Origin of the sequence: Acidovorax sp. (assembly GCF_046314175.1) — a bacterium.
In the GTDB taxonomy this organism is placed as follows: domain Bacteria; phylum Pseudomonadota; class Gammaproteobacteria; order Burkholderiales; family Burkholderiaceae_C; genus Acidovorax.
The window spans coordinates 1-22,806 of the sequence record NZ_JBKBXG010000021.1 but is presented as its reverse complement, the minus strand read 5'-3'; the positions used below and the strand labels follow the sequence as shown (position 1 = coordinate 22,806).

General features: G+C 62.3%; 23 protein-coding genes. 5 read left to right on the top strand and 18 right to left on the bottom strand.

Annotated features, from left to right (window positions below; translation table 11 throughout):
• Nucleotides 1-194: 194 nt before the first annotated feature.
• The 7 genes from coaD to ACK4OE_RS08055 form a co-directional block, all read right to left on the bottom strand.
• Nucleotides 195-695 (bottom strand): pantetheine-phosphate adenylyltransferase, encoded by a 501-nt coding sequence (gene coaD / locus ACK4OE_RS08085; RefSeq protein ID WP_409884203.1) that lies wholly within the window; start codon nucleotides 693-695, stop codon nucleotides 195-197.
• 248 nt (nucleotides 696-943) lie between these two features.
• Nucleotides 944-1,294, bottom strand: a complete 351-nt coding sequence (locus ACK4OE_RS08080; RefSeq protein ID WP_409884202.1) for a DUF6488 family protein — start codon at nucleotides 1,292-1,294, stop codon at nucleotides 944-946.
• Between the two features lie 65 nt (nucleotides 1,295-1,359).
• Nucleotides 1,360-2,151, bottom strand: a complete 792-nt coding sequence (locus ACK4OE_RS08075) for a HupE/UreJ family protein (protein WP_409884201.1) — start codon at nucleotides 2,149-2,151, stop codon at nucleotides 1,360-1,362.
• 208 nt (nucleotides 2,152-2,359) lie between these two features.
• Nucleotides 2,360-2,887 (bottom strand): hypothetical protein, encoded by a 528-nt coding sequence (locus ACK4OE_RS08070; protein ID WP_409884198.1) that lies wholly within the window; start codon nucleotides 2,885-2,887, stop codon nucleotides 2,360-2,362.
• A gap of 176 nt (nucleotides 2,888-3,063) precedes the next feature.
• Complete coding sequence (gene rsmD, locus ACK4OE_RS08065; protein WP_409884196.1) at nucleotides 3,064-3,744, bottom strand: 16S rRNA (guanine(966)-N(2))-methyltransferase RsmD; 681 nt, start codon at nucleotides 3,742-3,744, stop codon at nucleotides 3,064-3,066.
• A 97-nt stretch (nucleotides 3,745-3,841) separates the two neighbouring features.
• On the bottom strand, nucleotides 3,842-5,188 hold the full coding sequence (locus ACK4OE_RS08060) for a M16 family metallopeptidase (RefSeq protein ID WP_409884195.1): 1,347 nt from the start codon (nucleotides 5,186-5,188) through the stop codon (nucleotides 3,842-3,844).
• A 22-nt stretch (nucleotides 5,189-5,210) separates the two neighbouring features.
• The gene (locus ACK4OE_RS08055) at nucleotides 5,211-6,659 is read right to left on the bottom strand and encodes a M16 family metallopeptidase (protein ID WP_409884193.1); all 1,449 of its coding nucleotides are present in this window, start codon (nucleotides 6,657-6,659) and stop codon (nucleotides 5,211-5,213) included.
• Nucleotides 6,660-6,686: 27 nt separating this feature from the next.
• Here ACK4OE_RS08055 and ftsY point away from each other — a divergent pair, with 27 nt between their 5' ends.
• From ftsY to ACK4OE_RS08035, 4 genes are all read left to right on the top strand, one after another.
• The gene (ftsY, locus tag ACK4OE_RS08050; protein ID WP_409884192.1) at nucleotides 6,687-7,952 is read left to right on the top strand and encodes a signal recognition particle-docking protein FtsY; all 1,266 of its coding nucleotides are present in this window, start codon (nucleotides 6,687-6,689) and stop codon (nucleotides 7,950-7,952) included.
• Nucleotides 7,953-8,151: 199 nt separating this feature from the next.
• Nucleotides 8,152-10,824, top strand: coding sequence for an EAL domain-containing protein (locus ACK4OE_RS08045; RefSeq protein WP_409884191.1), 2,673 nt, complete (start codon nucleotides 8,152-8,154; stop codon nucleotides 10,822-10,824).
• A 378-nt stretch (nucleotides 10,825-11,202) separates the two neighbouring features.
• Nucleotides 11,203-12,144, top strand: coding sequence for an RNA polymerase sigma factor RpoH (gene rpoH, locus ACK4OE_RS08040; RefSeq protein ID WP_409884190.1), 942 nt, complete (start codon nucleotides 11,203-11,205; stop codon nucleotides 12,142-12,144).
• A 146-nt stretch (nucleotides 12,145-12,290) separates the two neighbouring features.
• Nucleotides 12,291-13,307 carry a Bug family tripartite tricarboxylate transporter substrate binding protein gene (locus ACK4OE_RS08035; protein WP_409884189.1) on the top strand — a complete coding sequence of 339 codons (1,017 nt, stop codon included), beginning with the start codon at nucleotides 12,291-12,293 and terminating at the stop codon, nucleotides 13,305-13,307.
• A 62-nt stretch (nucleotides 13,308-13,369) separates the two neighbouring features.
• On the opposite strand, the gene ACK4OE_RS08030 is transcribed toward ACK4OE_RS08035, so the two are convergent.
• Genes ACK4OE_RS08030 through ACK4OE_RS08010 form a run of 5 tightly spaced genes read right to left on the bottom strand, consistent with a single transcriptional unit; the run spans nucleotide 13,370 to nucleotide 17,534 of the window.
• A complete protein-coding gene (locus tag ACK4OE_RS08030; protein ID WP_409884188.1) occupies nucleotides 13,370-13,981 on the bottom strand; it encodes an SCO family protein in 612 nt (203 codons plus the stop codon).
• Nucleotides 13,982-13,986: 5 nt separating this feature from the next.
• On the bottom strand, nucleotides 13,987-14,886 hold the full coding sequence (gene cyoE / locus ACK4OE_RS08025; protein ID WP_409884187.1) for a heme o synthase: 900 nt from the start codon (nucleotides 14,884-14,886) through the stop codon (nucleotides 13,987-13,989).
• Complete coding sequence (locus ACK4OE_RS08020; RefSeq protein ID WP_409884185.1) at nucleotides 14,883-16,064, bottom strand: COX15/CtaA family protein; 1,182 nt, start codon at nucleotides 16,062-16,064, stop codon at nucleotides 14,883-14,885. The genes cyoE and ACK4OE_RS08020 overlap by 4 nt, the downstream gene beginning before the upstream one ends.
• Nucleotides 16,064-16,807, bottom strand: coding sequence for a hypothetical protein (locus tag ACK4OE_RS08015; protein ID WP_409884183.1), 744 nt, complete (start codon nucleotides 16,805-16,807; stop codon nucleotides 16,064-16,066). Before ACK4OE_RS08015 ends, ACK4OE_RS08020 begins: the two co-directional genes overlap by 1 nt.
• Nucleotides 16,749-17,534, bottom strand: a complete 786-nt coding sequence (locus ACK4OE_RS08010) for an SURF1 family protein (RefSeq protein ID WP_409884182.1) — start codon at nucleotides 17,532-17,534, stop codon at nucleotides 16,749-16,751. Before ACK4OE_RS08010 ends, ACK4OE_RS08015 begins: the two co-directional genes overlap by 59 nt.
• 15 nt (nucleotides 17,535-17,549) lie before the next feature.
• On the opposite strand from ACK4OE_RS08010, the gene ACK4OE_RS08005 reads away from it, so the two are divergent.
• On the top strand, nucleotides 17,550-17,771 hold the full coding sequence (locus tag ACK4OE_RS08005) for a twin transmembrane helix small protein (RefSeq protein ID WP_409884181.1): 222 nt from the start codon (nucleotides 17,550-17,552) through the stop codon (nucleotides 17,769-17,771).
• Between the two features lie 133 nt (nucleotides 17,772-17,904).
• Here the strand turns inward: ACK4OE_RS08005 and ACK4OE_RS08000 are convergent, their stop codons facing one another.
• From ACK4OE_RS08000 to coxB, 6 genes are all read right to left on the bottom strand, one after another.
• Nucleotides 17,905-18,786: a cytochrome c oxidase subunit 3 gene (locus tag ACK4OE_RS08000; RefSeq protein ID WP_409884180.1), complete on the bottom strand. Its 882-nt coding sequence runs from the start codon at nucleotides 18,784-18,786 to the stop codon at nucleotides 17,905-17,907.
• Between the two features lie 147 nt (nucleotides 18,787-18,933).
• Nucleotides 18,934-19,155 (bottom strand): DUF2970 domain-containing protein, encoded by a 222-nt coding sequence (locus ACK4OE_RS07995; RefSeq protein ID WP_409884247.1) that lies wholly within the window; start codon nucleotides 19,153-19,155, stop codon nucleotides 18,934-18,936.
• Between the two features lie 2 nt (nucleotides 19,156-19,157).
• On the bottom strand, nucleotides 19,158-19,793 hold the full coding sequence (locus tag ACK4OE_RS07990) for a cytochrome c oxidase assembly protein (RefSeq protein ID WP_409884179.1): 636 nt from the start codon (nucleotides 19,791-19,793) through the stop codon (nucleotides 19,158-19,160).
• A 12-nt stretch (nucleotides 19,794-19,805) separates the two neighbouring features.
• Complete coding sequence (locus tag ACK4OE_RS07985) at nucleotides 19,806-19,916, bottom strand: cytochrome oxidase small assembly protein (protein ID WP_409884246.1); 111 nt, start codon at nucleotides 19,914-19,916, stop codon at nucleotides 19,806-19,808.
• An 11-nt stretch (nucleotides 19,917-19,927) separates the two neighbouring features.
• Nucleotides 19,928-21,559, bottom strand: coding sequence for a cytochrome c oxidase subunit I (ctaD, locus tag ACK4OE_RS07980; RefSeq protein WP_409884178.1), 1,632 nt, complete (start codon nucleotides 21,557-21,559; stop codon nucleotides 19,928-19,930).
• A 30-nt stretch (nucleotides 21,560-21,589) separates the two neighbouring features.
• Complete coding sequence (gene coxB, locus ACK4OE_RS07975) at nucleotides 21,590-22,759, bottom strand: cytochrome c oxidase subunit II (protein ID WP_409884176.1); 1,170 nt, start codon at nucleotides 22,757-22,759, stop codon at nucleotides 21,590-21,592.
• Nucleotides 22,760-22,806 lie beyond the last annotated feature (47 nt).

The window sequence follows — 22,806 nt, the reverse complement described above, 5'->3', positions numbered from 1 at the left end:
GGAGCCTGTCGAGCTTGGAGCGTCGAAATCGAAAATTGGCCCCAGCGAGGACAATTTTTGCCGGATTCGCAGCCCCATAGCCGAGCTATGGGGCAAGAAGACGGTGAAAAATGGACCGCTGCGGCCAATTTGCAGCCGACGATTTCCAAGTCCGACAGGCTCCTAGATGCCAATTTGGCTTAAATAACAGCCGCTCAGGGAGGGGTCAGGCTGCGCACCTTGACCGCTAGCCGCTCTTCGACCGACGGCGACACAAACTTGGTCACCTCGCCGCCCAGCACCGCGATCTCGCGCACAAAGGTGCTGCTGATGAACTGGTACTTGTCGCTGGGGGTAAGGAAGACGGTTTCCACCTGGGGCATCAGGCTGCGGTTCATGCCCGCCAGCTGGAACTCGTAGTCAAAGTCGGTCACGGCGCGCAGGCCGCGCACCATGGCCTTGCCACCGCGCGACACCACAAAGTCCCGCAGCAGGCCCGAGAAACTTTCGACCTGCACCTGCGGGTAGTTCTTGACGGCCTCGCGCACCATCTCGATGCGCTCTTCCAGCGAGAACAGGGTCTTCTTGTGGTGGCCCGCCGCCACGGCTACGATCACACGTTCGAACAGCTGGGTGGCCCGGCGAACCACGTCTTCATGGCCTAGTGTGATGGGGTCAAAGGTTCCGGGGTAAACGGCGAGCACGTTCTGGGCCATGGCTGGTTGTCTCCTGTCTGGCTGAATGGTCGTTGGCCTAGGCCCGCAGAGCGGGTTCACGCTCTTCACAGGGGCGCCAGGCCGCGTGCGCGCATTATGCGTGCAGTGCAACATGGCACCTTTCATTGGCGTGGGTGCGATTGCCCATGTTGCGCACCAGGCAAGCGAGGACGGGTTGCGCTTTACCAGAGTGTGTGGGTAACCACGGAGGTGTAAACCCGTGGGCATCACGCCCAGCGCCACACGGCTTACTGGCCCGTGAAATTGGCAGCGATGAAATTACCCGGCAGGCTGTAAAACATGTACAGCGTCTGCTTGCTGGCATCCGCAACCGCCGGGTTCTTGAAGGTCAACTTCCATTCCTTGCCCTTCTTTCCATCGACGGTTTCCACTTTCTCGGGCGCGACCGCAGCCCAGGTGGCATCGAGTTTGCCCGCCTTGACCAGCGCCTGCTTGCGTTGGTCGGCACAGCCCGCCACCACAGACTCGGTGGCAGCCTTGGAGCCGTGAAAGTGGCAGCTGCCGCCCTTGTCAGCGTAGGCGGCAGGCGCCCAGGCAGCGGCAGACAGAACGATGGTGGCGATGAGAGCGTTTTTCATGGTGCGATCCTTGAAGCGTTGAATGGGGAGAAGTAGGGAAAAGGGGAAAGGGCAAAAAGGCACATTCACCGCAGCGTGTTGCGGCTGTCATCCTGGGTGCTTTCGATGTTCATGTCGTCGTGCACATGGCGGTGTTCTTCGGTGGGGAAGCGAAAACTGTCCGGCGCCGTATCGTGCTGGTAGCCGTGCAGCTGGGTGAAGAGCAGATAGACACCGGCATAGATCAGGGCCAGGTTGGCTGCATAACTGAAGCGTTTGAACGAGGGCCGATGCCGCCAGGCGGCCAGCAGCGCCACCATGACGGCCAACGCCGCAATCTGGCCCAGCTCCACCCCCACGTTAAAGCTCAGGATGCGTCCAAGCATGGCCACCGGATCGTCACCCAGCGGCAATTGCTGCAGCCGGGTGGACAGGCCAAAGCCATGCAGCAATCCGAAAATGAACACAGCACCCAGAAGGTTGGGCGACTTCATGTCGAATACCCGTTGAAATCCGCCGTTGTTGTCAAAGCCCTTGTAGATCACGCTCGCGGCAATGATGGCGACCACCAGGTAGTAGTTCCAGGTGATCTGAAAGTACGTTGCAAACACCAGGGTGATGCAGTGGCCCACGGTGAAGACCGTCACAAACTTGGCCACCTGCTTGAACGTGGTCAAGAAAAACACCACCCCCAGCAGAAACAGCAGGTGGTCGTAGCCCGTCAGCATGTGGCTGGCGCCCAGGCCGATGTACTGCAGGTAGCCACCATCCAGCATGCGTTGGCGGTCCTCTTCAGAAATACCGTGCGCGAAGCCCAGCAATGGGACGCAGCCCAGCAGCAGCAATGCCGCCAGGCGATGGAAAGTGATTCGATTCATAGATCAAGAGCCCTGTGTGTGGGGGGAGTTGGGGACAGCCTTGCCTGCTGTGGCGCCGTAGTAAACAAGCACGCTCGGACGTGCATCCAGGGCGCGGCTGCGTCGTCGCCGACGTAGCCAGGGCAAACGGCAAGGAAACAAAAATTGCAGAAAACGCTGATGAGGCACCAGCACAGCGACGACTCAAGGCGACCGTCGTGCAGCCCAGTCAGACCAGAGCGGCGCTGCGCCGTGGAGGGCGCAAGGGGCTGTCAAGAAAGACCGATGCGTGCCCGGCAATCGCATGGGGCACCAGCACCGAGGGGACGGGGTCGCCAGCGAACAGCGCCATCACGGGCGGCAAGCCCGGCAACTGCACCGCCTGGTGCGCATGCTGATGGGGCGGCTCACTGCCATCCTCTTCCATGGGCAAGGTCTGGTCGGCGTGATGGTGGTGGTCAACTTCCTGTGCATGCACAACCATGTGAGCGATCACCTCCTTTTGGTGATCAAAGTACACCGGCGACAGCCATGCCAATGCCTGCCAGACCACAGCAATCAAAAGGTAAAGGGCTCGGTGCTTACTGCTCACCAGAAGATTGTATTGAGCGTTGACCTTGCGTCGTTCTGCCCGTGGCAGCCTGGAGGGCAAAGCGCCCGCATGTTCCGCTGCGCGAAGGGCGATCACTCCACCGCAGCAACATCGCAACACGCCATTGCACGGCACCAGCGGCACCAGCGGCACCAGGCGGGCCACCAGCGCGATCAGGCATTGCTGGCACCGGGCTATTGCGGCATATAAAAATAATAGCTACCAGCGCTTATCTGACAAGCGCTAGAGGCCAATTTCATCCATAACTTGTAGCCAGCTACGCTCGCTGCGCTGAACGCCCTACGCTCCCGACTTGCGCCGGTTGTGCCTACCAGCGCGGGTCAGGCGATGAGTCGCAACAGATGCGCGTGTACCGCGCCCGCCTTGAGGTGCCGGTACAGCGCCAGGCCGTTGGGGGCCAGCTCCTCTTCGGTCCACAGGCGCGGGGCCTCCAGATAGATGAAGCCGATGGTCGACACCGCGCGGGCGGCGGCTTGCAGGGCGGGGGCGAACAGCTCGCTGTCAAACGGCGGGTCGATCAGCACCAAGTCCACACTGGCGGGGGCCGCCTGCTTCAGGGCTGCAATGCCGTCGCCACGCTGCACACGCACCGCAGTGGCCTTGAGCCGCTGCTGCAAGGTGTGCAGCTGCACCACCAGCGCAGGGTCGCTTTCGACCAGTTGCACGGCCGCTGCGCCGCGCGATGCCGCCTCCAGCCCCAGCGCGCCCGTGCCCGCAAACGCATCCAGACAGCGCCAGCCGGTCAGGTCCTGACCCAGCCAGTTGAAGAGCGTTTCGCGCACGCGGTCGGGCGTGGGGCGAAGGCCGGGGCGCTGGGCCACGGGCAGGCGGGTGCGCTTCCATTGACCGCCAATGATGCGGATTTCGCCCGAGCCTTTGGGAGCGGCGGGGGCCGCTGTTTTTTTGGCGGGTTTGGCCGCGGGTGCCGCAACCGCCGCCGAGGCAGCGCGGGCCAGGCGGCCGCCAGGCAAGGATTCGGGGCGCAGGGTGGATCGGCTCATGGATTGACTTTCTTGTTATGGAGGGTGGTTGTGGCGCCAGCGTACCCGATGCGGGCGCCGACCCCGGAGCCGATGCAGATGAAGCCGGCCACAACGCTCACTGCTTGCCCCCTACCACTACGGTCACCATGCGGTCGGGTTGGAGCTTCTTGGCCATGGCGGTGCGTACATCGGCGATGGTCAGGGCTTCCACTTTTTTCGTCCACTGGTCCAGGTAGTCCAGCGGCAGCTCGTTCCAGGCAATGTTGGCCACGTTGCCCAAGAGCTTCTTGTTGCTGTCGATGCGCAGCGCAAAACCGCCGATCAGGTTGTCCTTGGCAGCGCGCAGCTCAGCCTCGGTGGGGCCATCTGCCACGAAGCGGGCGATCACGTCACGCGACACCTGCACGGCCTGGGCCGCCTGATCGGGCCGCGTCTGCAGGCCCACGGTGAAGGCGCCTGCGTGCAGGCCCGCCGCAAAGTAGCTGTAAACGCTGTAGCTGAGGCCCCGCTTTTCGCGCACCTCGTTGGTCAGGCGCGATACAAAACCGCCGCCGCCCAGGATATGGTTGCCCACCAGCAGCGCCAGAAAGTCCGGGTCGCGCCGTTGGAAACCGGGCTGGCCGATGAGCACATGGGCCTGGGCCGATGCAAACGGAATGTTCTGTTCGGCCGGGGCGGTCAGCGCGCTGATCTCACCCACGGGCGGCAGCGGTGCGCAGCCCGACGCCGCAGGCAGGCGCGACAGCAGCGTGGCCACCAGCGTCTGTGCCTGCGCGCGTGACAGGGCGCCCACAAGGCTGACCTTGGCGCGGCAGGCGCCAATGTGCTGGGTGTGGAACGCCTGCATGTCGGCGATGTTGATGCGGGCCAAGGTCTCTGCCGTCGTGCGCACGCCATAGGGGTGGCTGCCGTACACGGCGGTGCCAAAGGCGTGGGCCGCCACGGTGGAGGGACGTGTGAGCGATTCCTTGATGCTGGCGCTCCAGCGGGCACGGTCGCGGGGCCACACGTCGGCAGGCCAGCTGGGCTCGCCGATCTGGCGGGCGGCCAGGCGGGCGGCTTTGTTAAGCAGCGGCGGGTCGGTCAAGGAACGCAGCGAGTAGTGCAGCGCGTCGTTGTCGGCGCCTGCCTCAAAGCTGGCGCCCAGGTCGGCCCAGGCTTCGCCCAGCGCGTTTTCGTCCAGCGCGGGCTCGTTGCCAATGGCCTTCACGCCTTTGCTGGCCATGGCGGCCACCGCACTGGCCAGGCCCGATTGGCCTGCCGGGTCGCGACGGCTGCCCGCGTCAAAGTCGATCTGCACGTCCACCATGGGGATGACCGGGCTTTCGACCAGATAGATCTTGGCGCCGCTGGGCTCGGTCCAGTGCTGGATGGGCAGCAGCGCCCAGGCAGAATTTGAATAAAAAACGGCTCCAGCGCTTATCAGAAAAGCGCGAGCAGCTATATTTTTGATAGTAATCATGTGCAAAGGCCCCGGTGCGGGTTCAACGGATCACAACGCCAGGCGGCAGCGTGGGGCGGGCGCGGGGAGCATCGAGGGGCTGGGGCAACAAGGTGGCCACAGTGAGCTGGTCGTCGCCAAAGTACTTGGCAGCCACGGCCTGCACCTGGGCGGGTGTCACGGTGCGCAGCAGTGCCAGCAGGCGCTCGTTGGCGTCCAGGGGAAAGCCCTGCACCCAGTTGCCGCCCAATTCTTGTGCCTGGCTCATCACCGAATCGCGCTCGTACACGGTGGACGCGATCCACTGCGTCTTGACGCGCGTGAGCTCGGCCTCGCTCACGCCCTCCTTGGCCAGGCGGGTGACCTCAGCGCGCAGCGCTTGCTCCACCTGGGCAGCGGTTTTGCCGTCGGCGGGCACGCCCGTCAGCATGAACAGGCTGGGGCCCCGGCCCGTGACCATGGCGGAGCTGCTGGCGCTGTCGGCCACGCGGTTTTCGCCCTGCGTCAGTGCGCGGTCCAGACGGGCACCGTCGTAGCCGCTGAACACGGCGGACAGCACCATAAGCGCCAGGGCATCACGGTCGGTGTCGGTCAGGTTCTCTACGCGGTCCAGGCTGGGGGTGCGGAAAGCCAGCGCCACATAGGCCTGCTCGGCCGGGGCCTTAACGGCGATGCGCCGCAGGCCCTGTTGCGCGGGCTCGGTGCGGGGCTTGCGGGCGGGCAGCGCGTGGGTGGGCAGGCTGCCGTAATACTTCTCGGCCAGGGCGCGGACCTTGGCCACGTCCACATCACCCGCCACCACCACGGCGGCGTTGGTGGGCGTGTACCACAGGCGGTAAAAATCCCGCGCGTCGTTGGGCGTCATGGCGTCCAGGTCGCTCATCCAGCCCACGATGGGGCGGCGGTAGGGCGACGCGGTAAAGGTGGCGGCAAACAACTGCTCGGCCAGCATGGCACGCGGCTGGTCTTCGGTGCGCAGGCGGCGTTCTTCCTTGACGACTTCCAGCTCTTTCTTGAACTCTTCGTCCGGCCATTGGTTGTTGGCAAACCGGTCGGATTCGAGCTTCATCACGTCTTCGAGCCGGTTAGACGGGATCTGCTGGTAGTAGCCGGTGTAGTCGCGGCTGGTGAAGGCGTTTTCGCGCCCGCCGAGGGCCGCCACGCGGCGCGAGAACTCGCCCGGCGGCAGCGTCTTGGTGCCCTTGAACAGCATGTGCTCCAGCACGTGGGCCACGCCCGTGGTGCCGTCCACCTCGTCCATGGAACCCACCCGCACCCAGACCATGTGCACCGCCGTGGGCGCACGCCGGTCGGGCTGCACGATGAGCTGCATGCCGTTCTTGAGCGTGAACTGCTGCGCACCCGAGGCCGTGGCGGACGGCGTTGCGTTAGCAGGCGTAGCAGGGGTTTGAGAAGCCGGAGGCGTTGCCGAAAAGGCAGCCCCAGCAGAGAGGCAGGCCAGCAGGCCCAGTAGGGTGAAAGCGCGTTTCATAGAATGGCTGATTCTAAGAACCCGCCAATGTTCAGTTTTTTCAAGAAAAAGCCCTCCCCTGCCGATGAGCCCCCACAGGTTCCGTCGATAGACGCTACAGCGCCAACACCTGTGCTTTTGCCCGCTGCCCCACCGCCTCCAATGCCGCCGGAGGTCGTGCAACCGGAGCAGCAACCACCGGCGTCTGTCCCGGCCCTGCCCCCCGCAGCCGCAGCGCCCGCCCCGGCTCCCGCCGCGTTTGGCTGGCTGCGCAATCCGTTTGCGCCCAAGACAGCCGAGGTGGAGGCAGCACCGCCCGCACCGGCTGTTGCGCCTGCGCCCCAAGCTCCTGTGGTGGTGCAGCCCGCGCCCGTTGCCGTACCAGTAGCACCTGCCGCGCCCGCAGCGCCCGTCGAACGCAAGGGCTGGCTTGACCGGCTCAAGAACGGCCTGCGCAAAACCGGTAGTTCCATCACCACCGTCTTCACCGGCACACAGATTGACGATGCGCTGTATGAAGAACTGGAAGAAGCCCTTTTGATGGCGGACACCGGCGTCAAGGCCACCAACCACTTGCTGGCCGACCTCAAACGCCGGGTGAAAGACACAAAAACCACCGACCCGGCGGCCGTCAAGGGCCTGCTGGCAGACGCGCTGACCGACCTGCTGCGCCCGCTCGAAAAGGCCCTGGTCATTGGCGAACACACGCCCACCGTGATCATGGTGGCGGGCGTCAATGGCGCGGGCAAGACCACGTCCATCGGCAAGCTGACCAAGCACCTTGCCGACGAAGGCGCCGCCGTGCTGCTGGCCGCTGCGGACACCTTCCGCGCAGCGGCGCGCGAGCAACTGGGCGTATGGGCAGACCGCAACACGGTCGAAATCGTGAGCCAGGAAGGCGGCGACCCCGCCGCAGTGAGCTTTGATGCGGTGACCGCTGGCAAGGCGCGCGGCAAGGACGTGGTGCTGGTAGACACCGCCGGGCGCCTGCCCACGCAGCTGCACCTGATGGAAGAGCTGCGAAAAATCCGCCGTGTGGTGACCAAGGCCGACGCCACGGCACCCCACGAGGTACTGCTGGTGATTGACGGCAACACGGGCCAGAACGCGCTGGCGCAGGTGCGGTCGTTTGACGACGCGCTGCAGCTGACCGGACTGATCGTGACCAAGCTCGACGGCACCGCCAAGGGCGGCGTGTTGGCCGCCATTGCGCAGGAGCGCCCGATTCCGGTGTATTTCATCGGCGTGGGCGAAAAGCTGGAAGACCTGGAAACCTTCAACGCGCGTGAGTTTGCCCAGGCCCTGCTGAGCTGAGCTGAGCTGAGCTGATCTGAGCTGATCTGAGTTCAGCTGAGTTCAGCTGAGAGGTGCGCCGACAGGTGCTGACGTCCGTTGCCAGAGTCCCGTACAAGGTTCAATCCGATGGCCCCATTCAGGGGCCATTCGCGCATTTACGGATCGCAACAATTCATCCATGATGGGTGTTCCCCCTTTCCAAAGGCACGGAAGATCCATGTTCATTGAGCTGGTCAAAGGTGTTGCGCTGCTGCTGGCGCTGTGTTTTCTGCACGGGTTCAATATTCGTGTGTGGCGCCAGCGCCCACGGGTCGGGCAGGCTTTTTCGGGGCTGATTTTTGGCAGCATCTGCGTCGTGGGCATGCTCACCCCGCTGGTGCTGATGCCAGGCGTGATCTTTGACGCACGCTCGGTGGTGCTCAGCATGGCCGGCTTGTTTGGGGGGCCCCTGGTGGCCTGCATTGCGGCGGCCATGGCGATGACAGGTCGGCTGTGGCTGGGCGGCGCCGGGGCAGAGGTCGGTCTGCTGGTGATCGTGCTGTGCACGGCAATGGGCCTGGTCTACCGCGAAGGCCGGGCGCGCGGGTGGCTTGGTGTAGAGCCAGTCACGCTGGCACTGTTTGGGCTGCTGCTGCACACCGCAGTGATAGGTTTGTTCCAGCTACTGCCTGCCGAGGTGACGGCGCGCATCAACCAGACGCTGGCCCTGCCGTTTTTGCTTACCTTTACCCCCGCCACCGTGGTGTTGGGCGTGCTGCTGCACGATGTGGAGGCGCGGCTGGCCACCGAACACGCGCTCAAAGACACGGCCGCGCGGCTGCATGCCATCACCCGCGCCATCCCGGATGTGCTGCTGGTGCTGGACGCCAACGGTCGCTATGTCGAAGTGCTGTCGCTGAACGACGCTGCGTTGGTCAGCAGTGCGTCAGACCTGATTGGCAAACGACTGCATGACGTGCTGCCCCCCGCGCAGGCAGACCAGTTCATAGAGCTGATCCGTGACACCCTGCAGTCAGGCCACACGCAAACCGTCGAGTACGAAATTCAGACACGGTCTGGCTTAAGTTACTTTGAAGGCCGCGCCCAACCGCTGGGCGTCAAGGTGGGCGGCCAGCCCGCCGTGGTTTTTCTGGCCCGCGACACCACCCACCGCAAACAGGCCGAAAGCGCGTTGCGCGAGTCCGAGCTGCGTTTTCGGTCGCTGCTGCGCAACATCCCGTCCATCTCGGTCCAGGGCTATCTGGCAGACGGCACTACGAGCTACTGGAACCAGGCGTCCGAACAACTGTATGGCTACACCGCAGAGGAGGCGCTGGGCAGCAATCTGCTGGATCTGATCATCCCGCCCACCATGCGCGACGCCGTGCGCACCCATGTGAATCACATGTTCGCCACGGGCGAGGTGGTGCCGGCCGGAGAGCTGCAGCTGCGGCGCAAGGACGGCACGCCCGTGGATGTATTCTCCAGCCACGCCTACATCCAGGTGCCGGGCCACCCGCCGGAGATGTTCTGCATCGACATCGACATTTCGGGGCGCAAGGCGGCCGAGGACGAAGCGCGCTACCTGGCCTTTTATGACGCGCTCACGCAGCTGCCCAACCGCCGCCTGCTGGTCGACCGGCTGCAGCAGGTGCTGGCCGCCAGCGCACGGTCTGGTCTGACCACCGCGGTGCTTTTTGTGGACCTGGACAATTTCAAGACATTGAACGACACCCGCGGCCATGAAGTGGGCGACCTGCTGCTTAAGGAAGTGGCCGGGCGCCTGCGCGGCTGTGTGCGCGAGCAGGACACCGTGGCACGCCTGGGCGGCGACGAGTTTGTGCTGGTGCTGCAGAACCTGAGCAGCGACGCCCCCGAAGCCGCGGCACAGGCGCGCACCTTGGGCGAACTGATCCTGGCCCAGTTGCGCCAGTCCTATGACCTGGCCGGACATGAGCACCATCTCACGGCCAGCATTGGTGTGACCCTGCTGCGCGACCACAGCGACACGGTGGATGAAGTGCTCAAACAGGCGGACATGGCCATGTACCGCGCCAAGGACGCAGGGCGCAACACCCTGCGCTTTTTTGACCCCGACATGCAGCAGGCGGTAAACCGCCGCGCAATGCTGGAGGCCCAGTTGCACAACGGTCTGCGTCAGTCGCAGTTTTTGTTGCTGTACCAGCCGCAAGTCGACGCCCAGGGCATCGTTATTGGGGCTGAGGCGTTGGTGCGATGGCAGCACCCTGAGCAAGGCATGGTGCCGCCATCGGAGTTCATCCCGCTGGCAGAAGAATCGGGGCTGATCCTGCCCCTGGGCCAATGGGTGATGGAAACTGCGCTGCGCCAGCAAGCCCGGTGGCGGCTCGACCCGGCACTGGCGCAGCTGAGCCTGGCGATCAACGTTAGTGCGCGGCAGTTTCTGCAGGACAACTTCGTGGCACAGGTGCTGGCGCTGCTGGAACGCACCGGGGCAGACCCGGCCAGAATCAAGCTGGAGCTGACCGAGAGCCTGCTGCTGGACAATGTGGACAGCGTCATCACCACCATGCTCGCCTTGAAGAGCCATGGCCTGGGCTTTTCGCTAGACGACTTTGGCACCGGGTACTCGTCCCTCAGCTACCTCAAGCGCCTGCCGCTGGACCAGATCAAGATTGACCAGGGATTTGTACGGGACGTGCTGCTGGACCCCAGCGATGCGGCCATTGCGCAGTCCATCATCGCGCTGGCCGGGAGCCTGGGGCTGGACGTGATCGCAGAAGGCGTGGAAACCAGCGCGCACCTGCAGTTCTTGCTGGCACATGGCTGCCGGTCATTCCAAGGCTATCTGTTTGGGCGGCCCTTGCCGCTGGAGGACTTTGAACGCAGGGCTCTGCAGGCTCCCGACGGACATCGGTCTGCGTCTGTCTGACGGCCAACCCCAAAGACAGCGGCCAACACCGCCAGGGGCACCAGCACTACGAGGTCGGGCTTTGGTCTGTTTTACTGACAGCGTGAGCTGATCGAAGAACCCGAACGCCCCCAGTGCTCGGGTGCGGGCACGGCCGGCGCGCGTGGACACCTACCGCCAACTGCGCGGACAGCCGAAGCTGGGATTGCAACGGCCTCCAAAAGCCACCCATCGACAGTATTATTTTGATAGCTGGTGGCGCTTTATGGATAAGCGCCAAGCGCCGATTTCATTAGATTCATATGTCTACAAAGTCCTACAACCCAACGGGAACTCCGGCCTTAGCACTCAATCACAGAGAGTGCTAATATCCACGGCTTAGAGGAAAGGATTCCCGGAATGAACATTCAATCTGGAACCGCTACGACGACTTTGGCACCCGCCAATCCATGGGCGTTGGTGCCCCCCTTGGGCAATCTGGACGCCTACATCTCGGCCGTCAATCGCCTGCCCCTGCTCACGCACGAAGAGGAGCAGACCTATGCACGCCAGCTCAAGGACTCGAACGATCTGGACGCCGCCGGTCGGCTGGTGATGTCGCACCTGCGCCTTGTGGTGTCCATTGCACGCCAGTACCTGGGCTACGGTCTTCCGCATGGTGACCTGATCCAGGAAGGCAACGTGGGCCTGATGAAGGCGGTCAAGCGCTTTGACCCCGACCAGGGCGTGCGTCTGGTGAGCTACGCCATGCACTGGATCAAGGCTGAAATCCACGAATACATCCTGAAGAACTGGCGCATGGTGAAGGTGGCCACCACCAAGGCACAACGCAAGCTGTTCTTCAACCTGCGGTCCATGAAACAAGGCTTCAAGGCCGATGCCGCAGCGGCTGACGCGGCCACGCACCGCGATACGCTTTCGGACCGTGAGATCGACGCCGTGGCTGCGCAGCTCAACGTCAAGCGCGAGGAAGTCATCGAGATGGAAACCCGCATGTCGGGCGGCGATGTGCTGCTGGATCCGGCTCCATCAGACGACGGCGAACAGGCCTTTGGCCCTATCGCCTATCTTGCAGACGCGTCGCACGAACCCACAGCCATGATCGAATCGCGCCAGCGCGATGCGTTGGCCAGCGATGGCATCGCTACCGCTCTGGACAGCCTGGACGACCGCAGCCGCCGCATCGTGGAAGAGCGCTGGCTGAAGGTCAACGATGACGGATCGGGCGGCATGACGCTGCATGACTTGGCTGCTGTCTACGGCGTCAGTGCAGAGCGCATCCGCCAGATCGAGGTGGCGGCCATGAAGAAGATGAAGAAGGCGCTGGCCGAATACGCCTGAGCCAGGGGACGCGCTTGAGCTTACACGGGGCGCGTTAATATCCCTCTTCTGCAGAAGTTGCCCCATGGGGCCCCAGTTCTGGGGCCCCATTTTGTTTTGGACCGTTTTCACGGCCCCAACCAACTATTCCCAAGGAGATCTGTTCCATGCCTCGCAACCTGTCCCGCCGTGCGTCTTTGCTGATTGCCCTGGCCGCCGCCTCTCCGTGGGCTCTGGCCCAGACGGCCAAACCCGCAGCCACCGCGGCTCCTATGGCCTGGCCCACCAAGCCGATCAAGATCATCGTGGGCTTTCCTGCCGGCACTTCGCCAGACCTGACGGCTCGCACTTTTGCCGAGCCGCTGTCGAAAGCGCTGGGCCAGCCTGTCATCGTGGAAAACAAGGTGGGCGCGGGCGGCAACATCGGTGCTGACGCCGTAGCCAAGGCACGTGACGACCACACCATCGGTCTGATGATCAACGGCAACATGACCATTGCCAAGCTGCTGAACCCGGCCGTGCCTTACGACCCGCTCAAGGACCTGGCCCCGCTGAGCCTGATCGGCACATCGCCGCTGGTGCTCACGGCCCCGCTCAGCCAGCCTGGCGTGCCCGCGAACAGTGATGCGCGCGAGTTTTTTGTGGCTGCCCGCAACGGTGGCGACAAGTGGAGCTATGGCACGCCGGGCGTGGGCACCGTGGGCCATATCGGTACCGAACTGCTCAAGTCGCGCAGCAACATCAACCCTGTGCATGTGCCCTACCCCGGGTATCCAGCCGTGGCCAATGCAATCCTGGGTGGCCAGTTGCAGATGGCACTGATGCCGCCAGCGCTGGCCCAGGCTCAGGTGCGTGCGGGCAAGCTGCGCGCCATTGGCGTGACATCTGCCGGGCGCAGCCCGCTTGCGCCGGACATCCCCAGCCTGAGCGAAGCAGGCATCCGTGGGTTCGATCTGGAAATCTGGAACGCGTTTGCAGCCCCGGCCACCATGCCCAAGCCCATTCAGGCCAAGCTGGCCGCGCTGATCAGTGAAATCGCCCGCAGCCAGGACGTGCGGGGCAAGTTGTTCCAGCAGGGCTGGCAAGTGGCAGGAACATCCCCTGAAGGACTGGCCAACCGCATCAAGGCCGACACCAACCTGCTGGGTGGCGTGATCGCCATGCGCGGCATCAAGGCAGAGTAAGCAGCGGCCTACTTCACCCGCCCCAGTGCTGGGGCGGGCAATCTGTTCGAATCAAACGGCGCTCAGCCAGCCTCGGCGAGCAAAGCCTTCACGTCCGACGCCAGCGCCTGCGCACCGCTTCCATACCGGTTGTAAACGCGCAGGCGGCCTGCGGGGTCGTACACATAGCTGCCTGCGGAGTGGTCCATGGTGTAGCTGGTGGGCGTTTTGCCATCGACCTTTTTGTAGTAGATCTTGAAGTCTTTGGCGACGGCGGCGAGCTGCTCGGGCGAACCACGCAACGCCAGGAAGCTCGGGTCGAAATTGGCCATGTAGGCCTTGAGCACTTCGGGCGTATCGCGCTCGGGGTCTACGGTGACGAAAATACCTTGCAGGCGGTCGCCGTCCTTGCCCAGCATGGTTTTGACCTCGGCCAGCTCCTGCATGGAGGTGGGGCACACGTCGGGGCACTGCGTGAAGCCGAAGAACACCACCACCACCTTGCCCGCAAAGTCCTTGATGTGGCGTTCCTGCCCGTTGTGGTCGGTCAGCGGCAGGTCACGCGCGTACTCGGCGCCCGTGATATCCACGCCGCGAAACTCTGCCCTTTTCTCGGAACATGCGCTAAATATGCCCGCAGCGCTTATAGATAAAGCGCTGACAGCTATCGTTTTAAGAGCGTTTCTTTTAAGCATGGTTTTTACAGCACGTAGTGATCCACCAGCAGCGCGGCAAACAACACGCTCAGGTGGATGAGGGAGAAGCGAAAAGTCTTGCGCGCCAGCGCATCAGAGTAGTTGCGCCACAGCGCAAAGCCGTAGCCACAGAAGCCTGCGCTCAGCACCACTGCAGCGGCCAGATAGATCCATGAGCTCATGCCATAGATGAAAGGCATCAGGCAGCCCGCAAAGAGGATGAGGGTGTAGAGGAACACCTGAAGGCGGGTGAACTCATTGCCGTGAGTGACCGGCAGCATGGGCAAGCCAGACTTGCGGTAGTCCTCTACCCGGTACAGCGCCAGGGCCCAGAAGTGCGGCGGCGTCCACAGAAAAATGATGAGGAACAGTATCAGCGCCTCAGGGCCCACGTCGTTCGTCATGGCAGCCCAGCCCAGTACGGGCGGCATGGCGCCCGACGCGCCGCCGATCACGATGTTCTGCGGAGTGAGGGGCTTGAGGATGACCGTGTACACCACTGCATAGCCTACAAATGTGGCAAACGTGAGCCACATCGTGAGTGGGTTGACCCAGAAGTACAGCAGCACCGACCCCGCCACGCCAAGCACCGCCGAGAACAGCAGCGTCTGCACGTTGGACAGCTCACCCTTGGCAGTAGCGCGCCACGCGGTGCGCTTCATCTTGGCGTCAATGCCCTGCTCCACAATGCAGTTGAACGCAGCGGCGGCACCGGCCACGAGCCACACGCCTGCACAGGCCACGGCCATCAGACCTAATTGCGGCCCCGAAGGCAGGCCCGGTACCGCCAGCACCATTCCTATCAGCGCGCAGAAAACAATGAGCTGCACCACCCGCGGCTTGGTCAGCGCATAGAACTGCATCAGGCGCGAGGGTGGCAAAACTAGGGCGGGGGCAACACTCATGCGGACACTCTCGATGCGCGGGATGGCGCGGAAAACGCTTGGGGCGCGGACGCCGAGCGGCTGGACACCAGGGCCCAGGTCAACACCACCACCAGTGCGGCAGCGCCGCCGGTGTGCAGCACAGCGGCCACCAGGGGCCAGCCCAGCACCACGTTGGACAAGCCGGTGACCAGCTGTGCCAACGCCAGCACCAGCAGCCACCATGCCGGCGCCGCCAGCACAGCCGCCTTGCGCAGACGCCACACCAGCGCCAACAAAGCGGCAAGGACCACATACGCCATCAGCCGGTGCACGTAATGAATAGCGGTAAGGCCTGCAAAACTGATGTGACTGCCGTCCTGGAGCATCCCCAGCTTGCGCCAAACCTGGAAGCCCTGCGCGAAGTCCATAGCTGGCCACCAGCTGCCCTGGCAGGTGGGAAACGTGGTGCACGCCAGCACCGCGTAGTTGGTACTGACCCAGCCACCCAGAACCACTTGCAAGGCCACCAGTACGCCGGTCCAGATGAGGCCACTGCGCAACCCGGGCGAGATGCGCACAGGTGGTTTACCCTGCGCCCAATGGGCGTGCCGTACGGCCTGCACGCACAGCAGGGCCAGCAACACCAGCCCGCCAACAAGGTGCAAGGTAACGATAGCGGGGAAGAGCTTCATGGTCACCGTGAGCGCGCCAAACGCGCCCTGCAGGCACACCCAGAACAGGGTGAAAGTGGGCCACCACGGGCTGATGGGGGGCCCCTCACCCAGACCGCGGCGGGCCCGGCGCTGCTGCACCCACGATGACACGGTGAGCACGATGATGAGCACCCCCACACCAGTGGCAAGGTAGCGGTGAATCATCTCTACCCAGGCTTTGCCATGGGTCACGGGGCCAGTGGGCATGGCCTCCTGGGCAGCGGAAATTTCTGCGTGCGCGCCCACCGGGCTCGCGCTGCCGTAACAACCTGGCCAATCGGGGCATCCAAGGCCAGAGTCGGTCAGGCGGGTGAAGGCACCGAACAACACCAGGTCAAAGGTCAGGAACAGCGTCAGCACCGTCAACGCCTGCAGCCGCCGCACGGGCGAACTGCGGCGATTACGCAACCACACCCAGGCCAGGGGCCCGAGCGCAATCACCACGCCCAGCAACATGAGCCGAGCGAGCGGGGCCAAGTCGTAGAGAGGTTGTGTGGTGTCCATCATGGTTTGGCGGGGCGGCCCGCGTCGTCCCAGGAAGAGGATGCGCGCAACAGGCGCTCCAGGTCGCGTTTGGCTTTGGCAGCGCCTGCCGTGTCCATGGCGGCCGGAAACCGCATCATCCAGTTGCCCATCGGGTCAATCACATACAAGTGCTCCGCCAGCTGATGACCTGCGTCTGGCGCCAGCCAGACTGCGAGTGCCGCAGCGTCGATCCGCAGCACGGTGGCTTTTTGCAGCGCGGGGGCCAATTCGGGCGGTGGACTGGCTGCGTCGGTCACCAGCCAGATCCAGTCGACCCGGTCCTTCTCCTTGCCCACGCTTTCGCGCAGCTGGCGCTGCAGGTACAGGTGCTTTTGGCACATCGCATCACAACCGCCGCCCGCCACGCTGACCAGCAACCATTGGCCTTTGAGCGAGGCCAACGGAACCGGCGTACCGTCGAGCGCGGTCGCTGTCACGTCGGGCATGATGCGCTGCGGCTGGATCAGCTCACCGTAGTTGCGCCGCCCATCTGGGCGCACTACGTAGTACGTGAAGTACGACGCGATCACAGGCGCTGCGCAAATGAGCAGCACGCCCAGCATCTTCCAGCGGCCGTGGCGCGCCCGCTGCGCCGTGGCCACAGCATCACCCGCCGCGGGCAGCGTGTGCACCGTAAGGCCAAGGGGGTGCTCGCCGCCAGACTCAGGGGGCAGACTGGCTGCGCGGGCGAATGAACCGTCGGACGATTTGGAACCAGACATAGAGAATTGCAATCAGGCCGCTAAGCCCGAACCATTGAAATGCGTAACCGTAGTGTTTGTCGACGCCTGCGCCTACCACGGGCCAGTCCCGCTGCAGGCCTTCGCCCATGGCGTCGGTTTTGCCCGTTTGCAGCACCGTGAGATCGGCAAACGCCAGGCCGGTTTCGGTGCGAAACGCTGCCAGGTCGAGATTTTGCCGGATGCGGGAAGACCCCTGCGCGCTATCGCCTCCCTGGAACTCGTACAGACGCGACGGCGCCAACGCCACGCGGCCCTGCACCCGCACCACGCCCTCGGGAGTTTGCACCTGCGGCAGTTGTGTGCGGTCCTGAAAATTGCGAGGCACCCAACCCCGCTGCACCAGCACTACGCCGTCTTGACTTTCCAGTTGCAACGGTGTGACCACAAAAAAGCCCGGACGGCCCTGCATCTGGCGGTTGTCCAGATAGATAGTGTGGGTGGGTAGCCACCGCCCTTCCAAAACCACAGCGCGGTGAACCAGCGCCTTGGTGGGGTCGCCCCCCTCATCGGCAGAGGCGGCAAGCAGCGCCTTGCCATCGACAGGAGGCAGACTGCCGCGCGCGTCCAGCGTGGCTTGCAGCGCCTCTTTCTCGGCGGCCCGCGAGAGCTGCCACCGCCCGAGCGACGCGGTCACCAGCATCCCCACCACTGCAGCGAGCGCAATCAGCCAAAAAAGGAGTCCAACCGGGCGTTGACGGCGTGTCACGGGATAATGCGCTCCATGAAATATCTCGTTGTGATGGCGTTCATCGCCATTTTGGCCAGCCTGGCATCGGCCTTGTTCTTCATGATGCGCAATGGCAAAAACGACAAGGCCAAAGGCATCCACATGGCCAAGGCGCTTGCAGTGCGTGTAGGGCTGTCCGTGGTGCTGTTTTTGTGCATTTTGATTGCCTGGCAGCTTGGCTACATACAGCCTACCGGCCTGCCAGCAACCCGCTGAATCTACCGACACATTGATTGCCAGGCACTGAGTTCTCCACCAACCGCTACGACCTCGCAAAACCCAACAAAAAAAGCGCCGCGAGGCGCTTTTTTTGTTTCAGCGCAATGCTGACGCGTGTCCTGAGGGTGGCTTACATCCAGTAAACCAACACGTACAGACCCAGCCACACAACGTCTACAAAGTGCCAGTACCAGGCTGCGCCTTCAAATCCAAAGTGCTTATCGGCAGTGAAGTGACCCTTTTGCAATCGCAGGGTAATCACCAGCAGCATCAACATGCCCAGGAACACGTGAAAGCCGTGGAAACCAGTCAGCATGAAGAATGTAGAACCGAAAACGCCGGAGTTGAGCTTCAGGTTGAGGTCGGTGTACAGGTGGTAGTACTCGTAGCCCTGCACTAGCAAAAAGACAAAGCCCAGCAACACGGTCGCCCACATGAAGGCAATGGTTTTGCCACGGTGGTTTTCGCGCAGCGCGTGGTGTGCAATGGTCAGCGTTACGCCCGAGGTCAGCAGCAGTGCCGTATTGATGGTGGGCAGCCAGAAGGGACCAACCGTCTGGAAGGGCTCCACAATGCCTGCAGGCGAGGCGGTAACGCCCGCTGCCAAGCTAGGCCACACGGCTTTGAAGTCAGGCCACAGCAGGGCGTTGTCCAGACTTCCCAGAGCGGGCACCGAGTGCGAACGTGCCCACCACAACGCCGTGAAGAACGCGCCGAAGAACATCACTTCGGAGAAGATGAACCAGCTCATGCTCCAGCGGTACGACAGGTCGATCTTGTGACCGTACAAGCCGCCTTCGCTTTCGCGAACCGCATCGCCGAACCACTGGTACAGCGTGAACAACCACCAGACAAGCCCCAGGGCCAGCGAGTACATGCCCCAGTCGTGGCCATTGATCCACTGGCCTGCGCCCAGAATGACGAAGAACAGGCCAGCCGCTGCCATGACCGGATGACGTGACTCGGCCGGCACGTAATAGTAGGGGGTTCCGCCGTGGGTTGATGCACTCATTTCAGCTCCTGACTCTCAAAATCTTTGTTTTCAGCTTTGTCATGACTCACGCAAAACAGACCCAGGCCATTCGCCTGCCACACGGAACATGCCGTTGAGGATCACTATTTGCGTAAGTCCTACTAATTCGGTACGTGTACCACCAACTCACACTATCCAGTTGACCAGCCCGATGAGGCCGATCACCAACAAGAACACAGCAATCAGCCCTACGACGATGATATGCAGAGGGTTGAGTTTTTCAACGTCCTGCTCGTATTCGCTGCCCTTACGCAAGCCAATCAGCGACCAAGCCACCGCCCTCACGGTGCGCAACAACGAACCCTTGCGCATGTGGGGCTTGTCGCCCAAAGGACGATTCAGAGGCATGCTCACGAACCAGACCCTGCTTGGGGCAGGGAGGTAGGCAACTTGAGATCAACCGCAGCGGTGGACTCCGGTGCCGGAGGCGTCTTGCCACCCACCTCAAAAAACGTGTACGACAGCGTGATGGTGGTCACGTCCTTTGAAAGGCGTGGGTCGATCACAAACGCGACGGGCCATTCCTTCTTCTCGCCCGGCTCCAGCACATACTGGTTAAAGCAGAAGCACTCCAGCTTGTTGAAGTGCGCTGCAGCCTGACGAGGTGCGTAACTGGGAATGGCCTGGGCTGCCATGCGACGGTTCTGGATGTTCTGAAACTCATACATCACCGTCGTCAACTCACCCGGGTGGACCTGCACCGAACGCTGCGCGGGCTTGAAGTCCCAAGGCCCACGCGCATTGGCGTCAAACTCTACCGTGATGGTCCGAGACCTGTCCACCTGCGTGTTCGCTGGCACCTTCACATCCTTGCCTGCCACGCCATTGCCGGGCACCTGACGCTCGGACAGCGACAGAATGTTGATGCCCGTCATTTCACAAATATGCTTGTAGATAGGGATCAACACATAGCCAAAGGCAAACATGCCAGCCGCAATCACGACCAGCTTGCCGACCATCTTGACGTTTTCGCGGTGTAGGCTCATGGCAGGCGTGGCTCAGCGGGACAGCACAAGTACCTTGACCATGAACCCGACAAAGAACACCACAGCCACAGACGCCAGGATCAGCGCCATCCGCAGGTTGCTCTTTTTTTGCTCGGGTGTCATAGACATGGTGTTCAACCAATCACACGGGTCGCAGTAGCGTCCAGCTTGGGGGGGGTTTCAAACGTGTGGAAAGGTGCTGGGGAGGGGACTTCCCACTCCAGGCCTTCGGCGCCATCCCAAGGCTTGGCCGCGGCCTTTTCGCCCTTGCCGCGCATCGCGGGGATGATGACGGCCACAAAGAAATACACCTGGGCCAGACCAAATCCGAAAGCGCCCACCGACGCGATGGCGTTGAAGTCGGCGAACTGCATGGGGTAATCGGCGTAGCGGCGAGGCATGCCTGCCAGGCCCAGGAAGTGCATCGGGAAGAAGGTGATGTTGAAGAAGATCAGCGACGACCAGAAGTGAATCTGACCACGCGTTTCAGAGTACATCACACCCGTCCACTTGGGCAGCCAATAGTACACACCAGCAAACATGGAGAACAACGAGCCGGCCACAAGCACATAGTGGAAGTGGGCCACCACGTAGTAGGTGTCCTGCAGCTGGATATCGATAGGCGCCATGGCCAGGATCAGACCTGTGAAGCCGCCCATGGTGAACACGAAGATGAAGCCCACCGCAAACAGCATGGGGGTCTCAAACGTCATGGAGCCACGCCACATGGTGGCGATCCAGTTGAAGATCTTAACTGCTGTGGGCACCGAGATCAGCATCGTGGCGTACATGAAGAACAATTGGCCGGTCACAGGCATGCCTGTCGTGAACATGTGGTGAGCCCACACGATGAACGACAGGATGGCGATGGACGAAGTGGCGTACACCATGGAGGCGTAGCCGAACAACTTCTTACGTGCAAAGGCAGGCACGATCTGGCTGATGATGCCGAAGGCCGGCAAGATCATGATATACACCTCGGGGTGACCGAAGAACCAGAAGATGTGCTGGTACATCACCGGGTCACCGCCACCTGCGGGATTGAAGAAACTGGTGCCGAAGTGACGGTCTGTCAGCGTCATGGTGATGGCGCCAGCCAGCACAGGCATCACGGCGATCAGCAGATATGCGGTGATCAACCATGTCCAGGCAAACATCGGCATCTTCATCAGCGTCATGCCAGGTGCGCGCATGTTCAAGATGGTCACGATGATGTTGATCGAGCCCATGATGGAGCTCGCACCCAGGATGTGCATGGCAAAAATGCCCGCGTCCATGGAGGGGCCCATTTGCAGTGTGAGCGGCGCGTACAGCGTCCATCCAGCAGCGGGTGCGCCACCGGGCATAAAGAACGAACCCACCAGCATCAATGCAGCAGGAATCATCAGCCAGAAGCTGAAATTATTCATGCGCGCAAAGGCCATGTCGGATGCGCCGATCTGCAGCGGGATCATCCAGTTTGCGAAGCCCACGAAGGCCGGCATGATGGCGCCGAACACCATGATCAGGCCGTGCATGGTGGTGAGCTGGTTGAACAGCTCGGGGTTCACCAATTGCAGACCGGGCTGGAACAGCTCGGCGCGAATCAGCAGCGCAAGCACGCCACCAATCATCAACATGGTGAATGAGAACAACAGGTACAGCGTACCGATGTCCTTATGGTTGGTGGCGTACACCCAGCGGCGCCAGCCGGTGGGACCATGGTGGCCATGGTCGTCGTGCGCGTGGTCGCCAGCGTGCCCGTGATTGTCGAGAACTGCGCTCATTGTGAATTCCTCAATACGATGGGGCGATGATTACTTGCCACGCTGGGCCACGATCTCAGCGGGCTGCACCAGCTGACCGGTCTTGTTAGACCACGAATTCTTGGTATAGGTTGCCACGGCGGCGATGTCGGTATCGCTCAGCTGGGCCCACGCAGGCATGGCACCATTGGCCGCACCCTTGAGCAGAATCTGGATCTGCTTGACATGGTCAGCGTCAACCACCACGGCCGAGCCGTCCAGTGCCTTGATAGGACCCGCGCCCTTGCCATTGGCCTGGTGACAAGCGGCGCAATTGGCGGCGTAGACCTTTTCGCCACGCTGCACCAAGTCACCCAAAGCCCAAACCTTGCTGGGGTCGTCCAGCTTGGCTGCGGCGATCTTCTTTTGCTCGCCGACCCAGGCGGTGTAATCCTCTGCAGACACCACCTTCACGTGGATGGGCATGTAGGCGTGTTCTTTGCCGCACAACTCGGCACACTGGCCGTAATAGTCACCGATCTTCTCGGCACGGAACCAGGTGTCGCGGACAAAACCGGGAATAGCATCTTGCTTGATACCAAAGGCGGGCACCATGAAGGCATGGATCACGTCATTGGCCGTCGTGATGATGCGGATCTTCTTGCCCACTGGCACAACCATGGGGTTGTCAACCTTCAGCAGATAGTTGACCGGTGCATCTTTGACGTTGCCACTGTCGGACATGACACGGTGGCTGCTGTCCAGCGTGGAGATGAAGCCGATGCCTTCGCCTTCGCCGGTGATGTAGTCGTAACCCCACTTCCACTGGTAGCCGGTGGTCTTGATGGTCACGTCAGCGTTGGTGGTGTCCTTCTGGGCCACTAGCACCTTGGTGGCAGGCAGTGCCATCAGGATCACGATGATGAACGGAACGATGGTCCACACTACCTCGACCGTCACGGACTCATGAAAATTGGCCGACTTGGCGCCCTTGGAGCGGCGATGCTTCCAGATGGAATAGAACATCACGGAGAACACTGCAACAAAGATCACCGTGCAGATGATCAGCATCATCCAGTGCAGAAAATGCTGTTCTTCTGCGATTTTGGTGACCGGGGGATGCAGGTTCAGCTGGTTGACTGCAGGGCCTCCAGGCAGGTCCTGGACAGCATGGGCTGCGGAGCCCACCCATGCACCGGCAATCAGCAGCAGAGAAGCCAGCTTGTTGGAAATGCTCTTCATAGTTCTCACTTACTTCTAAGCCTCAATTTAACCAATCCCTTTCGCGC

Bases quoted from the DNA above. Each gene is read 5' to 3' on its own strand.
- coaD (WP_409884203.1), bottom strand. From the start codon at position 695: ATGGCCCAGAACGTGCTCGCCGTTTACCCCGGAACCTTTGACCCCATC.
- ACK4OE_RS08080 (WP_409884202.1), bottom strand. From the start codon at position 1,294: ATGAAAAACGCTCTCATCGCCACCATCGTTCTGTCTGCCGCTGCCTGG.
- ACK4OE_RS08075 (WP_409884201.1), bottom strand. From the start codon at position 2,151: ATGAATCGAATCACTTTCCATCGCCTGGCGGCATTGCTGCTGCTGGGC.
- rsmD (WP_409884196.1), bottom strand. From the start codon at position 3,744: ATGAGCCGATCCACCCTGCGCCCCGAATCCTTGCCTGGCGGCCGCCTG.
- ACK4OE_RS08060 (WP_409884195.1), bottom strand. From the start codon at position 5,188: ATGATTACTATCAAAAATATAGCTGCTCGCGCTTTTCTGATAAGCGCT.
- ACK4OE_RS08055 (WP_409884193.1), bottom strand. From the start codon at position 6,659: ATGAAACGCGCTTTCACCCTACTGGGCCTGCTGGCCTGCCTCTCTGCT.
- ftsY (WP_409884192.1), top strand. From the start codon at position 6,687: ATGTTCAGTTTTTTCAAGAAAAAGCCCTCCCCTGCCGATGAGCCCCCA.
- ACK4OE_RS08045 (WP_409884191.1), top strand. From the start codon at position 8,152: ATGTTCATTGAGCTGGTCAAAGGTGTTGCGCTGCTGCTGGCGCTGTGT.
- rpoH (WP_409884190.1), top strand. From the start codon at position 11,203: ATGAACATTCAATCTGGAACCGCTACGACGACTTTGGCACCCGCCAAT.
- ACK4OE_RS08035 (WP_409884189.1), top strand. From the start codon at position 12,291: ATGCCTCGCAACCTGTCCCGCCGTGCGTCTTTGCTGATTGCCCTGGCC.
- ACK4OE_RS08030 (WP_409884188.1), bottom strand. From the start codon at position 13,981: ATGCTTAAAAGAAACGCTCTTAAAACGATAGCTGTCAGCGCTTTATCT.
- cyoE (WP_409884187.1), bottom strand. From the start codon at position 14,886: ATGAGTGTTGCCCCCGCCCTAGTTTTGCCACCCTCGCGCCTGATGCAG.
- ACK4OE_RS08020 (WP_409884185.1), bottom strand. From the start codon at position 16,064: ATGGACACCACACAACCTCTCTACGACTTGGCCCCGCTCGCTCGGCTC.
- ACK4OE_RS08015 (WP_409884183.1), bottom strand. From the start codon at position 16,807: ATGTCTGGTTCCAAATCGTCCGACGGTTCATTCGCCCGCGCAGCCAGT.
- ACK4OE_RS08005 (WP_409884181.1), top strand. From the start codon at position 17,550: ATGAAATATCTCGTTGTGATGGCGTTCATCGCCATTTTGGCCAGCCTG.
- ACK4OE_RS08000 (WP_409884180.1), bottom strand. From the start codon at position 18,786: ATGAGTGCATCAACCCACGGCGGAACCCCCTACTATTACGTGCCGGCC.
- ACK4OE_RS07995 (WP_409884247.1), bottom strand. From the start codon at position 19,155: ATGCCTCTGAATCGTCCTTTGGGCGACAAGCCCCACATGCGCAAGGGT.
- ACK4OE_RS07990 (WP_409884179.1), bottom strand. From the start codon at position 19,793: ATGAGCCTACACCGCGAAAACGTCAAGATGGTCGGCAAGCTGGTCGTG.
- ACK4OE_RS07985 (WP_409884246.1), bottom strand. From the start codon at position 19,916: ATGACACCCGAGCAAAAAAAGAGCAACCTGCGGATGGCGCTGATCCTG.
- ctaD (WP_409884178.1), bottom strand. From the start codon at position 21,559: ATGAGCGCAGTTCTCGACAATCACGGGCACGCTGGCGACCACGCGCAC.
- coxB (WP_409884176.1), bottom strand. From the start codon at position 22,759: ATGAAGAGCATTTCCAACAAGCTGGCTTCTCTGCTGCTGATTGCCGGT.